The organism is Mycobacterium sp. IDUB_28 (assembly GCF_055419285.1).
In genome coordinates this window covers 520,781-535,476 of the sequence record NZ_JBVAXK010000002.1, presented here as the reverse complement: position 1 = coordinate 535,476, position 14,696 = coordinate 520,781, and the positions used below count along the sequence as shown (strand labels likewise).

At 66.9% G+C, this 14,696-nt stretch carries 12 protein-coding genes; 9 read left to right on the top strand and 3 right to left on the bottom strand.

The window, feature by feature from the left end:
• Window positions 1–11: 11 nt before the first annotated feature.
• Together ACZYZ9_RS06290 and ACZYZ9_RS06285 are read left to right on the top strand one after the other, a co-directional pair.
• Window positions 12–1,403, top strand: a complete 1,392-nt coding sequence (locus tag ACZYZ9_RS06290) for a fatty acid desaturase family protein (protein WP_463825467.1) — start codon at window positions 12–14, stop codon at window positions 1,401–1,403.
• Between the two features lie 45 nt (window positions 1,404–1,448).
• Window positions 1,449–2,279, top strand: a complete 831-nt coding sequence (locus ACZYZ9_RS06285) for an SDR family NAD(P)-dependent oxidoreductase (RefSeq protein WP_463825341.1) — start codon at window positions 1,449–1,451, stop codon at window positions 2,277–2,279.
• Window positions 2,280–2,284: 5 nt separating this feature from the next.
• Here the strand turns inward: ACZYZ9_RS06285 and ACZYZ9_RS06280 are convergent, their stop codons facing one another.
• Window positions 2,285–3,790, bottom strand: a complete 1,506-nt coding sequence (locus ACZYZ9_RS06280; RefSeq protein ID WP_463825340.1) for a DUF4185 domain-containing protein — start codon at window positions 3,788–3,790, stop codon at window positions 2,285–2,287.
• A gap of 320 nt (window positions 3,791–4,110) precedes the next feature.
• On the opposite strand from ACZYZ9_RS06280, the gene glgX reads away from it, so the two are divergent.
• The 6 genes from glgX (at window position 4,111) to ACZYZ9_RS06250 (ending at window position 10,470) form a co-directional block, all read left to right on the top strand.
• Window positions 4,111–6,276, top strand: a complete 2,166-nt coding sequence (glgX, locus tag ACZYZ9_RS06275) for a glycogen debranching protein GlgX (protein ID WP_463825339.1) — start codon at window positions 4,111–4,113, stop codon at window positions 6,274–6,276.
• Window positions 6,277–6,349: 73 nt separating this feature from the next.
• A complete protein-coding gene (locus tag ACZYZ9_RS06270; RefSeq protein WP_463825338.1) occupies window positions 6,350–7,504 on the top strand; it encodes an NAD(P)/FAD-dependent oxidoreductase in 1,155 nt (384 codons plus the stop codon).
• A 73-nt stretch (window positions 7,505–7,577) separates the two neighbouring features.
• Window positions 7,578–7,853 (top strand): DUF4235 domain-containing protein, encoded by a 276-nt coding sequence (locus tag ACZYZ9_RS06265; protein ID WP_463825337.1) that lies wholly within the window; start codon window positions 7,578–7,580, stop codon window positions 7,851–7,853.
• A 104-nt stretch (window positions 7,854–7,957) separates the two neighbouring features.
• Window positions 7,958–8,866: a DUF1295 domain-containing protein gene (locus ACZYZ9_RS06260; RefSeq protein ID WP_463825466.1), complete on the top strand. Its 909-nt coding sequence runs from the start codon at window positions 7,958–7,960 to the stop codon at window positions 8,864–8,866.
• Window positions 8,863–9,987: an FAD-dependent oxidoreductase gene (locus ACZYZ9_RS06255; protein ID WP_463825336.1), complete on the top strand. Its 1,125-nt coding sequence runs from the start codon at window positions 8,863–8,865 to the stop codon at window positions 9,985–9,987. Before ACZYZ9_RS06260 ends, ACZYZ9_RS06255 begins: the two co-directional genes overlap by 4 nt.
• A 12-nt stretch (window positions 9,988–9,999) precedes the next feature.
• The gene (locus tag ACZYZ9_RS06250; protein ID WP_463825335.1) at window positions 10,000–10,470 is read left to right on the top strand and encodes a nuclear transport factor 2 family protein; all 471 of its coding nucleotides are present in this window, start codon (window positions 10,000–10,002) and stop codon (window positions 10,468–10,470) included.
• Here ACZYZ9_RS06250 and ACZYZ9_RS06245 read toward each other — a convergent pair.
• Together ACZYZ9_RS06245 and ACZYZ9_RS06240 are read right to left on the bottom strand one after the other, a co-directional pair.
• Entirely contained in the window at window positions 10,452–10,937 is a 486-nt protein-coding gene (locus tag ACZYZ9_RS06245; RefSeq protein ID WP_463825334.1) for an SRPBCC family protein, read from the bottom strand. The two genes, ACZYZ9_RS06250 and ACZYZ9_RS06245, sit on opposite strands and share 19 nt — an antisense overlap.
• 65 nt (window positions 10,938–11,002) lie before the next feature.
• Window positions 11,003–12,820, bottom strand: a complete 1,818-nt coding sequence (locus tag ACZYZ9_RS06240) for a serine/threonine protein kinase PknE (RefSeq protein WP_463825333.1) — start codon at window positions 12,818–12,820, stop codon at window positions 11,003–11,005.
• Window positions 12,821–13,189: 369 nt separating this feature from the next.
• Between ACZYZ9_RS06240 and ACZYZ9_RS06235 the strand changes: the two genes are divergently transcribed.
• Window positions 13,190–14,644, top strand: a complete 1,455-nt coding sequence (locus ACZYZ9_RS06235; protein WP_463825465.1) for a PPE domain-containing protein — start codon at window positions 13,190–13,192, stop codon at window positions 14,642–14,644.
• Window positions 14,645–14,696 lie beyond the last annotated feature (52 nt).

Sequence of the window (14,696 nt, the reverse complement as noted above, 5' to 3'; positions counted from 1 at the left end):
TGACCTCAACTATGGAACGCTCGCAAAGCCCGTTCGCCCATCTGAGCGAACAAGAACGGGAAAAGCTCGGCAAAGAACTCGATGCCATTCACGACGAGGTGTTCGCCGACCTCGGCGAGCGCGATCGCCGCTACATCAAGTCCGTCATCACCGCGCAACGCCAGATCGTCGTCGTCGGCCGGGTGCTGCTGTTGGCTTCGCGGTCACGGACCGCGTGGGTGCTGGGCACCGCCTGCCTCGGTATGGCCAAGATCCTGGAGAACATGGAAATCGGTCACAATGTCATGCACGGGCAGTGGGACTGGATGAACGACCCCGATATCCACTCTTCCAAATGGGACTGGGACACCGCCTCCACCGCGGAATCGTGGAAGCACTCGCACAACTACATTCACCACACCTTCACCAACATCCGCGGCAAGGACAAGGATCTCGGCTACGAGATCATGCGGATCGATCCCCACCAGGAATGGCGGCCCTATTTCCTGGGACAACCGCTCTACAACTTGTTGCTCACGCTGTTGTTCGAGTGGGGCGTGGCGGTGCACGACATGGACATCGAAGCGATCCGGGCCCGGGAGAAGCCATGGTCAGAGGTACGTAAAGACCTCAAAGGCATTGGGGTCAAAGTGCGTTCGCAGGTCATCAAGGACTACATCGGCTGGCCCTTGATCAGCGCCGGCGCCTTTGCGCTGGTGCAACTCGCCTCCGGTGGGCGCCTGGATCAGCCCGCGCAGTCCCGCCTCGGCCGCCGCCTGCGCAAGCTCCCCGGCACCAGCCGCCTGGGCGGCACGGCGACATTCCTGGACAAAGTACTGCCCGGTGCAGAGAGCACCTATCTGCGTACCCTGGCCGCCGACGCGCTGGCCAATATCATCCGCAATGTCTGGGCGCACGCCATCATCTTCTGCGGGCATTTCCCCGACCAGACTTATACATTCAGCGAAGAAGAAGTCGAGGACGAAACCCGTGGCGAGTGGTACCTACGCCAACTCGTCGGCGCCGCCAACATTGACGGCAGCCCGCTGTTCCACGTGATCAGCGGCAACCTCGGCTACCAGGTGGAGCACCATCTCTACCCGGACATGCCGGCCAGCCGGTACTCCGAGATCGCACCGAAGATCAAGGACATCTGCGAACGCTACGAACTGCCCTACAACACCGGGCGGTTCTCCAAGCAGTGGTTTACGGTGCACCGCACTATCTTTCGGCTGGCTCTGCCCGGCGGTAAGCCGCGGCCGAAGCCCGGCCCGTACCGCAGCGAGAACCGATCCACCCCGGATCAGCAAGCCAGCGAGGCCGGCCGGTTCCGGGACCGGGTACCCGCCGAGCACCCCGACGCCGGACCCGAAGACAAGAAGAGCGGCGTCGAGGTACAGCCACCGCCCCGCGGCAAGGACTGACCAACACCGCGCATCACCCCAGTCGCCGTGACCCAGGATGTACCCATGGATCAGGCAGCGCAGAGCGGCCGGTTGCTCGCCGGCCGGGTAGCCCTGATCACCGGCGGCGGCGGTGGCATCGGCGCGGCCACCTCGCGGCTGTTCGCCGCCCACGGCGCGCAGGTGGTGATCGCTGACATCGACCCCGATCGCAGTGAGCAGGTCGCCGCCGACATCGGCGCCCACGCGGTGACGGCCGACGTGCGAGAAGCCGATCAGGTCAGCGCGCTGGCGGCAGCCGTGCTCGAGCACTACGGCCGGTTGGATGTGCTGGTCAACAATGTCGGGCACTGGGTACGGCACCCGGGCAGCTTCGCCGGCACCGACCCGCAGCTGTGGGACGAGCTCTACCGGGTGAACCTGCACCACGTCTTCCTGGTCACCCGCGCGTTCCTGCCGGCGATGATCGACCAGCAGGCCGGCGCGATCGTCAACGTATCGTCGGTCGAGGGTCTGCGCGGTTACCCCGAGGATCCGGTGTACGCCGCCTTCAAAGCCGCAGTCGTCCAATTCACCCGCAGTCTGGCGGTACAGGTAGGCCGCGACGGCATCCGGGTCAACGCCATCGGCCCTGACGTCACCGAGTCACTGCAGGTGCCCTACTCGCAGTGGCTGTCCCCCGCCGAGCAGACCCAGTGGCCGCAGTGGGTTCCGGTCGGGCGGATGGGTGTGCCCGACGATCAGGCGCGGGTGATCCTGTTCCTGGCCTCAGACCTCTCGGCGTTCGTCACCGGCCACACCATCCCCACCGACGGCGGCACCGGCGCGGCCGGCGGCTGGTTCCGGTCCTCGCGGCGGGCGGGCCGGGAATGGACGAATCGACCGCTCGCGCCCTGACTCGCTCAGCCCAGCGTGGTGTGCATCAGCATCACGTCGTATGCCGACCACAGCGAGAGGTTGAAGTAGACATCCTTGCCGGTCGACCACGGATGCATCATCGGTGCGTAGACCCCACCGGGCATCTGAAAGCTAGACACCAGCAGATGCTCGGGACTGTAGGGGCCCTGCGGTGTCGGCGCGGTCCGCGCCACCACGTCGTTGGCGCCATTGGTGTACATCACCAGGTACTGCTTGAGATAGGTGTTGTACTGCGCCGACATTTCGGCCACCGGCCCTGGGATCACCGGTGTGGCCGCCGACGGCTTGTTCGGCACCCAGGAGTTCGAATCACCGTTCCAGTACTCATATTTGGTGAGATCGGGGATGAAACGTGGCTGCACCCGCGACAGGTGCGCCGCGCCGCCGCGCCCGTTGGGCGTGCCGAACGAATACAGATAGCCGTCCCCGCCCTTGACGTACGCCCCCATCTGGAAGTTCTCGTTGCCCTCCACGTAGGGCACCCGCGCGGCGTCGGGCCCGTTGGCCCGGATGGTGCCGGGGTACACCGACCAGGTCTGGCCGTTGTCGGTGGACATGGCGATGCCGGAATAGTTCGTCCACCACTCCCCGTCGCGGCCCCAGTCCCTGATGGACATGAAGTTGATGTACTGGGTTTTGCCGACCGAGATGGCGGCGGTCGGGATGATGCCGGTCTCTTCCTTGGCGTACTTGATGCTGTTGATGACCTGTCGGGAGAAGCCGGGCTGCTGGGTCGGTGAACCGGCGTACCGATTGGACGGGTCGCCGGTGCTCACATGCAGCCCGTGGGACAGGTCCTGGTCGTTACTGCGGAACAGCACGTTGTAGCGCCACTGGTCGCCCTTGACCGCGCAGTAGCCGAAGGTGTCGCCGAAGGCCATCAGCACCTGATGGTTGGCGGGATCGCCGTTGTCCCAGAGGATTCCGAGGTCGGTCCCGGAAATGCCGAAGCGCTCGAGAGTCTTGTTGGGGCCTTCCGGACCGGTCACCCACTCGACGAGCGAGGTGTTGGACCCGCCGAGCGCGCCCATCGCATCCGGCGCTCCCGGCGCTGGAGCGGCTTCCGGGGCCGGTGCCGGATTCGGCGGCGGTGCGGCTTCGGGGGCGATCTCCCCGGCCGGGGGCTGCTGGGCAGCGGCCGGCGGGGCCGGGGCGGGCGGCGCCGGAGCGGCGTTCGGCACCCGCGCCTGCTGCTGGAGTGGCGCGGAGTATCGCTGCCCCGGTTGCTGGGTCCGCTGCAGCGGTCCCACCCTGGGCAGCGGCGCACGGTCGTTCGCGCCCCGGGGTCGCTTGTTGAGCGGGCCGAGCACCTTGCCACCGGGGTTGGTCACCACCGCGTTGGCCGGCGGCGGGACGTTTGCCTCCGGTGCGCTGCACGGCAACGCGTGCGCCGTGGGAGCCAGGCCGGGCGCGAGGCTGATCGGCAGGATCAGCCCGACAGCGGCCGTGGCCGCCAGCGATACCGAGACAAAGCGAGGAATCGCCGACATGTCACACCTTTCAGGGGTCGGACGCTGAATTGACGTCCGCACGGGATGATGTGACGATAGTGAGCGATGTGACCCTTGTGACCAATGAGCAGGCAATAGGTATACGTCCGTGATCGTGTCGCAACCCCGCCGTTGACCGTTCGGTCCGCGAAACCCGGTTGTGCCCAGGCAAGTTCGACCGCAGGACCCGGCTGTCCCCGACGTCGCTGCCCCGCCGGCGGAACTGAGAGACATCTCATGCTTAAGCCGCCCCGACAGGGGGAAAACAGGCGCAGGTCGCGGTTCGGATCGGGCCCCCGACAATCCCAGGAGGCACGATAGTGAGTAATGGCAGTCCGCAGGGATCGGCAACCGACGGTGACCGGCCCGAAGTCTGGCCGGGCAAGGCCTACCCACTGGGTGCCACCTACGACGGGTCCGGCACCAACTTCGCCGTCTTCAGCGAGGTAGCCGAGCGGGTCGAACTCTGCCTGTTCGACGACGACGGCGCCGAAACCAGGATCGCGCTCCCCGAAGTCGACGGATTCATCTGGCACGGCTTTCTACCCAGCGTGCAGCCCGGTCAGCGGTACGGCTACCGGGTCCACGGTCCCTACGATCCGGGCAACGGCCAGCGCTGCAACCCGAACAAGCTGCTGGTCGACCCGTATTCGAAGGCCATCGACGGCTCATTCCAGTGGGACCAGTCGCTGTTCAGCTACAACTTCGGTGATCCGGACAGCCGCAACGACGACGACTCCGCGGCCAACATGCCCAAATCGGTGGTGATCAACCCGTACTTCGACTGGGGGGTGGACCGTCCGCCCGGCCATGAGTACGCCGACTCCGTCATCTACGAGGCGCATGTCAAAGGCCTGACGCAGACGCACCCCGCCATTCCGGAGCGCATTCGCGGCACCTATTCGGCGATCGCGCATCCCGCGATCATCGAGCACCTGACCAATCTCGGCGTCAACGCCATCGAACTGATGCCGGTGCACCATTTCGCCAACGACTCGACACTGATCGACAAGGGCCTGTCGAATTACTGGGGCTACAACACAATTGGATTCTTCGCCCCCGACTTCAAATACACCGCGAGCAACACACCCGGCGGTCAGGTTCAGGAGTTCAAGGCGATGGTCCGCGCGTTGCACGAGGCCAACATCGAGGTGATCCTCGATGTCGTCTACAACCACACCGCTGAGGGCAACCACCTCGGTCCCACGCTGTCCATGCGGGGCATCGACAACGCCGCCTACTACCGTCTGGTCGACGACGACAAGCAGTACTACATGGACTACACCGGCACCGGCAACAGCCTGAACGTCGGCCACCCGCACACCCTGCAACTGATCATGGATTCGTTGCGGTACTGGGTCACCGAGATGCATGTCGACGGATTCCGCTTCGATCTGGCGTCCACACTGGCTCGTGAGTTCTACGACGTCGACCGCCTGTCGGCGTTCTTCGAACTGGTGCAGCAGGACCCGATCGTCAGCCAGGTCAAGCTGATCGCCGAACCGTGGGATGTCGGTCCGGGGGGTTACCAAGTGGGCAACTTCCCGCCGCAGTGGACCGAATGGAACGGCAAGTACCGCGACACCATTCGCGACTTCTGGCGCGGCGAGGACGCCATCCTCAGCGAGTTCGCATCCCGGATCACCGGTTCGGCCGACCTCTATGAGCACACCGCGCGCCGCCCGGTCGCATCGATCAACTTCGTCACCGCTCATGACGGGTTCACCCTGCGAGACCTGGTGTCCTACAACGAAAAACACAACGAGGCCAACGGCGAGGACAACAACGACGGCGAATCGCACAATCGGTCGTGGAACTGCGGCGCCGAGGGACCCACCGAGGATCCGGAAATCAACGCGCTGCGCGCCCGGCAACAACGCAACTTCCTGGCGACAACCATTCTGTCGCAAGGTGTGCCGATGATCTGCCACGGTGATGAACTCGGCCGTACGCAGCATGGGAACAACAACGGCTTCTGCCAGGATTCCGAATTGACCTGGATCAACTGGGACAATGCCGACCAGGATCTGATCGAGTTCACCGGGATGGTGACCGCCCTGCGGGCCGAGCACCCGGTGTTCCGCAGGCGGCGTTTCTTCACCGGCGCCCCGGTGCGCCACCGCGGTTCCGCCGGCATACCTGACATTTCGTGGTTCCGTCCCGACGGTTCGGAGATGAGCGACGAGGACTGGGACTCCGGATTCGGCAAGTCGGTGGCGGTGTACCTGAACGGCCTCGGCATTCCGGGCACCGACTCGCGCGGCCAGCGAATCACCGACGACTCTTTCGTGCTGTGCTTCAACGCACACCACGAGCCGATCGAATTCGTCCTTCCCCCGGACGATTTCGGGCCGAGTTGGCTGCCGGTGCTCGATACGGCGGTCAACACCGGCCGGGTGGAGTCGCCGGACGCGCTCCCGCCCAAGGGCAAGATCACCGTCGAAGGCCGAGCGGTGGTGTTGCTGCAGTTGCAGCAGCCCGAATAGGCGCGACCTGCGCCCAGGCTCTCGGTTGCCGCCACCCCCGGTTGAGCTCACCGGGTGCGGGTATCTCTGCGAGGTGACCGACCTCGGATTGATCGTCGTAGGCAGCGGACCGGCGGGAGTCGCGGCGGCAGCGTCGTTTCGCGAACACCGTCCCGACACACCCGTGCGAATTCTCAGCGCTGACGTCGATGTGCCCTACCTCCGTCCGCCGTTGAGCAAGGAATACCTGCGCGGGGAGACCGATGACGTCGTGCTGCACCCCGTGCAGTGGTTCCGTGACCGGGCGATCGACCTCACCCTCGATGCGCGAGTCGACCGCCTCGACCTCGCCGAGCGGGCCGTCCACGTCGGTCAGCAGCGCTATCCGTTCGAGTCGCTGGTGCTGGCGTGCGGAGCCGCCCCGGTGACCCCGCCCTTTCCCGGCGCCGAGTATGCGCTGCCGCTGCGGTCACTGGCCGACGCAACTGCGCTGCGCACCGCCGCGGAAGGCGCCGACTCCGCCGTCGTGATCGGGTCGGGGTTCATCGGCTGTGAGGCCGCCGCTTCCCTGGCGCTGCGCAACGTGGCGGTCACTCTTGTTGCGCCGGAACCGCTTCCGCAGGAACGCCGACTCGGCAAGGAGGCCGCCGAACGCCTGGCCGGGCTGGTCGCCGAGACCGGTGCCCGGCACGTCGGCGGGGTCAGCGTCGAAGAAGTCACTCGCACCGGGGTGCGGTTGGACAACGGCGTCACCATCGACTGCGATCTGGTCTTGGCGGCCACCGGCGTGGCTCCGCAGAGCGGTATCGCCGCCGTAGCCGGCCTGGACGTGCGCGACGACCGCATCGTCGTCGGCACCGACCTGGCCACCTCGGTCCGCGGCGTGTTCGCCGCCGGCGATGTCGCTCTGGCACGCCACGCCCTGGCCGAACGCCACCTGGCCGTCGAACACTGGCAGGACGCGGATGACCAGGGCGCCGCAGCCGGTGCCGCCGCGGCCGGCAGCGATGCGAAATGGGATGCGGTGCCCGGTTTTTGGACGTCGATCGGCGATGCGACGGTCAAGTATCACGCGTGGGGTGACGGCTTCGAACGCTGCCGCCTCGTCGAGCATTCCGACGGTTTCACCGTCTGGTACGAAGCCGGCGGTGCCACGGTCGGCGTGTTGACCTACAACGCCGACGACGACTACGACCTCGGCGAGCGGTTCATCGCCGAGTCCCGTCCGGCACCGGTGCCGATGCAGTGACGACCCGCGCCGCCGATTTACCGGCGTCGTCGCGGGGTATGTGACCCCTACCAGTCCAGAACGAAGGATCGTCATGAGCGCAAAGTCCAAGACGCTGTACATGCCGTTGTCGATCGTCACCAGCGTGACGGGAGGGCTTCTCGCCGGCGCTGTTTTCAGCCAGGTGTGGAAGCGCTTCAGCAACGACGACCAGGCACCGCCGGATCCCAAGGACCTCAGCAACTCCACGCGCGCCGCCCTGCTCGGCGCCGGACTGCAGGGGCTGATCTTCGGCGTGGTGAAAGCCGCCGTCGACCGGGCCGGCGCCCGCGGCTACCAGGCCGTGACGAACGAGTCCCCCGTCCCCTAGCGAACCCCGGCAGCAACACTAGAACGTGTTACAGTTCTGCCGATCGGGACCACCCGGGCCCCGTGTGCGAGGAGACCGGATGGCTTCGGATCAGCACCACCGAGATGCGCAGCCGCAGCGGTGATTCGGCGGTGAGCAAGACGCGCTCACTGGCGCTGATCGCCGTCGCGTACCTGATCGCCATCGCCGCGGCCGCCGCCTGGCTGACGTGGGGTCCGACGACCGGCCGACTCTGGCTGGACACCTTCGTCGCCGACGTGCTGGCCACCCTGGTGGTGTTCGCCTTCAGTCGCGCCTTCGGCAATTCCAGCTTCTACGACGCGTACTGGAGCGTCATCCCGCCGCTGCTGACGTTCTACTGGTGGAGTCAGGCCGGTCCCGGCGTCGACCAGTTGCGCTGCTGGTTGGTCGCCGTGGTCATGACCTGGTGGGGCGTGCGGTTGACGGCGAACTGGGTCTACGGATTCCCCGGGCTGCACCACGAGGACTGGCGCTACCCGATGTTCCGCGAGCGCGCCGGACGTTGGGAGTTCGTCGTGGACCTGGTCGCGATCCACCTCATCCCGACCGTGCAGGTGTTCGCGGCCACCGTGCCGGTCTTTGTCTGCGTGACCCATCCCGGCACCGGCATCCGGTGGCTGACGGTCCTTGCGTTCGTCGTCGGAATGTCGGCGGTAACCCTCGAACTCGTCGCCGACGTGCAGTTGCATCGTTTCGTGCGCGACCGGCGTCCCGGCGAGGCGATGACCCGCGGGTTGTGGAGCTGGTCGAGGCATCCAAACTACTTCGGGGAGTTCAGTTTCTGGTTCTCCCTTGCGCTGTTCGGGGTTGCCGCGTCGCCGTCGGACGCGTGGTGGTTGTTCCTCGGCGCGATGGCGATCCTGGCCATGTTCCTGGGCGCTAGCATCCCGATGATGGAGCAGCGCAGCCTGCAACGCCGCCCGGACTATCAGGACGTCATCGACCGGGTGCCGCGGTTCGTGCCCCGACCGGTTCCGAAAGCCCGGGCGTGAGCCGCAACCGTGTCGTTGTCGCGGGGCTGGGCGATGTCGGCGTGTTGACCGCGATCCGGCTGGCCCCGCACGCTGATGTGGTCGGCATCTCGGTCAAGCCCGGGTTGGTCAGCGGTCAGGAACTCGGGGTTCGACTGGCCCGCCCCGGGGACTGGGCGCGGGACTACTGGATTCCGTTCGACCGGTTCCGCCGACTCGACGGAGTGCGGACGGTGCAGGCGGAACTGACCGGAGTGGACCTGGACGCCCGGGCGGTTTTCGCCCGGCGCGCGGATGGCAGCACCGTCACCGAGAAGTACGACGCACTGGTGATCTCGACCGGGGTCAGCAACGGATTCTGGCGGCAACCCACATTGCAGTCACCTGCCGAGGTCGCCGCACACCTCGACGCGGCGCACCGGCAGCTGGCGGACGCCGAGTCGGTGATCGTCGTCGGCGGCGGTGCCGCCGCGGTCAGCAGTGCCGTCAACCTGGCCACCACCTGGCCGGACAAGAAAGTCGACCTGTACTTTCCCGGCGACCGCCCGCTGGGCGAGTATCACCCGCGGATCTGGAAACGCGTCCATGCCCGGTTGTTCGAACTCGGGGTGGGGTTGCATCCCGGCCACCGCGCCGTGGTTCCCGACGGCTTCGCCGGGGAGGTGATCACCGATGAGCCGGTCCGGTGGAGCACCGGGCAGGCCCCCTCCGTCGCCACGGCCGTGCTCTGGGCGATCGGGCGGGCACGACCCAATACCGGCTGGCTGCCGCCCGAACTGCTCGACGAGCACGGCTTCGTCCGGGTGACCCCCCAGCTGCAGGTCCCCGGGCATGCCGACGTATTCGCGATCGGGGACGTGGCGGCCACCGATCCGCTGCGCAGTTCAGCCCGCAATCGCGGGGATGCATTGCTGAGCCGCAATATTCGCGCCTGGTTGGCCGGACGCCCGTTACGTGACTTCCGGGCGCCCACCCGGCGGTGGGGTTCGTTGGTGGGGCCGCAACCCGACGGGCTGGAGGTGTTCTTCCCCACCGGCCGTGCCTTTCGCTTCCCGGCCTGGGCGGTCGAGCACGTCGTGATGCCCTGGATCGTCCGGTGGGGCATCTACCGCGGCGTGCGCGAGAACAGCCCCGCCGACTGAGAGGAGTGCGCCGTGGAAGTGTGGGAACTCGTTGCGCGCGAACAGATTCGCGACACGCTGGCCAACTACAACTGGTCAGGTGACGCCGGACGGGTCGAGGCGCTGGCCCAAACGTTCTGCACCGACGGAGTGCTCGAGATTCGTGGCATGGAACCGCTGTGCGGGCGCGCGGAAATCAGCGCGTTTCTCGGCGGTGTCGCCGGCGGCGTCGGCAGCTCCGGCGCCGACGTCAAACCCGTCGTCCGGCACATCCTGACCAACGTGTTGTTCATCGACTTGGCGGCCCAGCGAGCCGAGGTCGCGTCGTACTTCACCGTGGTGACCCACATCGGTCTCGACCATTTCGGCCGCTATCGCGACATCCTGATCCCCCGGGACGGCACGTGGCTGATCAAACACCGGAAGGTGTCGACCGATTGGGCAGCCTCCGATTCGGTGATGGCCCGGCCATCGACTGCGGCAGATCAGTTACGGCCCGGGTAACCGCGGCGCACGGTTCGGTCCAGAATGCCCAGCGTGGCTCGCAGCGCACCCTCGGAGATGACCGGGAAGATGCCCGCCTCGCGCCACTGCTGCCCGATGTTGGACCAGTCGTAGAACGACGTGACCACGGTGCCCCCGGAGTCGGCCGGCGCCAGCCGGTAACCGTAGACGTGGCCGATCTGCGGTTTGATCTGGCCGAGCACCGTCCAGGCGATCAGCCGGTCCGGTTCGAATTCGGTGATCTCGACTGTGACGTCGTATTTACCGAGCTGGGGGAAATCGTTCAGCGACTCGCGGTCCATGTGGATCACGAAGCTGTCGCCGACAGCCTGCACCGGGGCGCCGTCGGCGTCCTGCAGCATTCCTGACGAGTCGATCGCGACGTGTCCCTGCGGGTCGCAGAGCACCGCGAAGATGTCCGCCGCCGGAGCCGCGATGGTGCGATTGGTTTCAATCCGGTCAGTCATCGGTCCTCGCAGTGGTGGGCGACGCATCGAGCGCAAGACTTCACTCTACGACCGCGGCGGGGCGGTCAACCGATCAGCTTCGTCAGCCAATTCGGGTTCTGCAGGTCCACACCGCCGTTGCCGTCCCACACGAATGGGGTGCCGGTGGCATGGAAGCCCGCCAGGCTGGTGGCGGCGTTGTCGGCCTTGGTCTGGCCGGTCGTCAAGTTCGAGCGGGACCGGATGCAACCGGTGGTGGTCGTGTTGGCACCTCCGGTTTGCGCCAGATTCGCCAACTCGATGTCGGTGCGGTCGGACAACGCGCCTTCCTGCGGCTGGAAGTCACTGCCGAAGATGGCGGTGTAGAAGTTGGTGTAAACCTTCGGATCATTCTGCGCCGCAACACAATACGAGGCTGCGATCGCACGGGTCGAATAGTTCTTGGTATGCGACTGCTGGTCGAGGAAGTTGAGCAGGTGGTACCGCACCGCGAGCTTCTTATCGGCGACCGCGCTGTCGATGTCCGCGGCATAGGACCGGATGAACGCGCCGCACGGCGGGCAGATCGGTTCATTGAAAATGTCGATCGTCGTGGTTGCGGTTGAGCTGCCGATGAACACGCCGTCGTTGAGCACGTTGAGCTGAACACTGCTCGGATCCACCGCCGGAGTGGGCGGTTCGGCGCTCGGTGCCAAGGACCGCTTCGACCCGCTGAACCCGATCGTCACGCCACCCACGATCGCCACGATCACAGCGATGGCAAGCCCCGCCCACAACCAGGGTTTGCGCAGCAACCCCTTCGGTCGCGCCGGTGGTGGACCCCACGGTGGTCCGCCGCCGGTTCCCGCGGGAGCACCTCCCCAGCTGTGGGTGCCCCACTGTCCCGGCACCCGTCCGCTCGGCGCCGGGGGCGAACCGAAACCCTGCGGTGGTGGCCACATCGTTTGCGGCGGATGCCCGGCCGGTATCGCCGGGGGCGGGAAGCCGCTGTGCGGTGGCCCGGTGAACGCGGGCGGCACCTGGGCCACCTGACTGCGTTGCAAAATGGTGGCCGCCCGGTCCTGGTCGGTGGTGGCGAGCGCGGCGTACGCGGCAGCCGACAAGTCGCCGCAGGTGGGGTAACGATCTGCCGGGTCCTTGGCCATGCCTCGGGCGATCACCGGGTCGAAGCCGGCCGGCACGCCGGGCCGGGCGACGCTGGGTCGCGGGACAGGCTGGTTGAGGTGGGCGCCCATCACACTGAGCTGGTCACCCCGGTAGGGCGGGGACCCGACCAGGCACTCGTGCAGTACACAGGCCAGCGCGTAGATGTCGGCGCGGTACGTCACTTCGGTCTCGCCGAACCGCTCCGGGGCCATGTAGTAGAGGGTTCCCACGGTGCTACCCAGCTGAGTCAGCCTCTCGTCCGTGGTCGCACTGGCGATACCGAAATCGACGAGGTACGCGAAATCGTCGCCGCTGATGAGAATGTTCTCCGGCTTCACGTCGCGGTGGGTGATCCCTGCCGCGTGCGCGGCGTCGAGCGCCGAACCGATCTGGCGCACCACGGCGACCGCGCGCGGCGGCGTCAGTGGGCCGTACCGCTTGAGGATGGCGGCCAGGTCAGCGCCGTCGATGAGGCGCATGTCGACGTAAAGCTGACCGTCGATCTCGCCGTAGTCGTGAATCGGCACCACGTGGGGTTCCTGTAAACGTCCCGCGGTGCGCGCCTCGCGCTGCATGCGCTGCCGGAAGACGGGGTCCTTCGACAGCGTCTGGGACATTAGCTTGAGCGCCACGATCCGTTCCTTGACGGTGTCCTCGGCCTCATAGACATCGCCCATGCCGCCGCGACCCACCAACCGCCGCAACAGATACGGCCCGAACCGGGTGCCCTCCCGCGAACCCTCGGTCGCGTCGTCCATTGCCGACTCCTCACCCGACTCCCGCGCAACGATCCGGAAGCGCGCTTGCACCTGCGGCGATTACCGCTGGCGGATACGGCTACACGGCGGTCTGCCAGGGCTAAGGCTAATGGTTGCGGCGTGCGGTGGGCGCAGTTGACCGTCGCTGCGGCCTTACGAGTTGCCGACGTGGCGAAGACAACATAAGAACGCGCCCAGAACTGACCTCGGTGTGCGCAGGGTATGCAATACTCACGTGCAATAAGCTAAGGGTAGCCAAACTTAAGTTGAGGAGCTCAGGACGCTGCTTCCTGGATACGTACCGATGACGCACCATTTCGCCACTTCCGTAGCAGAACCGCTCCGAGGCGGGGCGCGGTGATCGCCTGGATGGGTGCGCCCCCCGAAGTTCACTCGACCCTGTTGAGTAGCGGCCCGGGTCCCGCAACGCTGCTGGCGGCGGCCGCGGCATTGAATTCCCTCAGCGCCGAGTACGCCGGGGTGGCCGCAGAATTGTCCGCAGTGCTGAGTGCGGTGCAGGGCGGCGCCTGGGCAGGTCCGACCGCCGCGCAGTACGCCGCCGCCCACGTGCCCTATCTGGCCTGGCTGACCCAGATGAGCGCCAACAGCGCCGGTGCCGCCGCGCAGCACGAGGTGGTTGCGGCGGCCTACTCCGGAGCGCTGGCGGCGATGCCGACGCTTACCGAACTGGCAGCTAACCATGTGCTGCACGGGGTCCTGGTCGCGACGAACTTCTTCGGCATCAACACGATCCCGATCGCGGTGAACGAAGCGGACTACGTGCGGATGTGGATTCAGGCCGCCACCACGATGAGTGTGTACGAGGCGGTGTCGTCATCCGCGCTCACAGCGGTGGCTCCGACGGAGCAGGCCCCGCAGATCCTCGCCGCCGAAGCGGCACCCGCCGAACCGGCGACCACGCCCCCCACCGACCCCATCGAAGAGTTGCTGGCCGGGTCAGAGCACTTCACCAGCATGTACCGGGCACTGAAAGGGCTGGTCTCCGACCCGTTCGGCACCGTAGTACAGCTGATCACCGATTTCGCCGCCAACCCGGCCGAAGCGGCCGTCACCTGGCTACCGCTCTTCTACGTCTTCGCCTACGCGGCAACTTTCGGGGTGCTGGGGACACCCATGTATGCCGCCGCAGCGGCGCCGTTCGGGGTGATCCCGCTGGCGCTGGCGCTGTCCACGATCGCGGTGGTCGCCGAGGCCCCCGCCGCCCTGATCGCCGAGGCGCCCGCGGTGCCTGTCGAAGAACGCGTGTTGCCCGTCGCCAGCATCGCACCGACCGTCACCACCGCTGGTGCGGTTCCGGCACCGAGCAGCCTGCCGGCACAGACCCCGGCGGCCAGCACCGCTCCCGCTCCCCCGGCGGCGGGCTTGCAGAGCTTCGCTTACCTGGTCGGTGGCCCCGGGCCTGGCCCCACGCTGGGCCCCGCCCTGCACAACAAGGCCACCGCCGGGGCACCGGCGTCAGGCATCTCGGCGGCCAGTGCCGCATCGGCGGCCGCGGCGGCGCAAGCCAAAGCTCGCCGCCGGCGCCGCGCCGACGTCAAGAACCGCGGTTATCGCGACGAGTACCTGACGCTGGACGACACCCCGGACTGGTCACCGGACCAACCCCCGCTCGACGAGTTCCCGGCATCCACCAGCGGCGCCGGCCCGCTCGGATTCACCGGTACCGCAACGAAATCCAGAATTCGCGACGCTGCCGGGCTGACCACCATCGCAGGCGACCCGTTCAGCGATGCCCCGACCGTGCCGATGATGCCGAGTACGTGGACCACCGAACTCGGCGACGGGGAACCGCGCGCGGACTGAGCCCGCCCGGGTCGCCGGGCGTGGGGGACGCGAATCACCAGGTCCGCGGTTG

Bases quoted from the DNA above. Each gene is read 5' to 3' on its own strand.
- ACZYZ9_RS06245 (WP_463825334.1), bottom strand. From the start codon at position 10,937: ATGACTGACCGGATTGAAACCAATCGCACCATCGCGGCTCCGGCGGCG.
- ACZYZ9_RS06265 (WP_463825337.1), top strand. From the start codon at position 7,578: ATGAGCGCAAAGTCCAAGACGCTGTACATGCCGTTGTCGATCGTCACC.
- ACZYZ9_RS06285 (WP_463825341.1), top strand. From the start codon at position 1,449: ATGGATCAGGCAGCGCAGAGCGGCCGGTTGCTCGCCGGCCGGGTAGCC.
- ACZYZ9_RS06280 (WP_463825340.1), bottom strand. From the start codon at position 3,790: ATGTCGGCGATTCCTCGCTTTGTCTCGGTATCGCTGGCGGCCACGGCC.
- ACZYZ9_RS06290 (WP_463825467.1), top strand. From the start codon at position 12: ATGGAACGCTCGCAAAGCCCGTTCGCCCATCTGAGCGAACAAGAACGG.
- ACZYZ9_RS06240 (WP_463825333.1), bottom strand. From the start codon at position 12,820: ATGGACGACGCGACCGAGGGTTCGCGGGAGGGCACCCGGTTCGGGCCG.
- ACZYZ9_RS06260 (WP_463825466.1), top strand. From the start codon at position 7,958: ATGCGCAGCCGCAGCGGTGATTCGGCGGTGAGCAAGACGCGCTCACTG.
- ACZYZ9_RS06235 (WP_463825465.1), top strand. From the start codon at position 13,190: ATGGGTGCGCCCCCCGAAGTTCACTCGACCCTGTTGAGTAGCGGCCCG.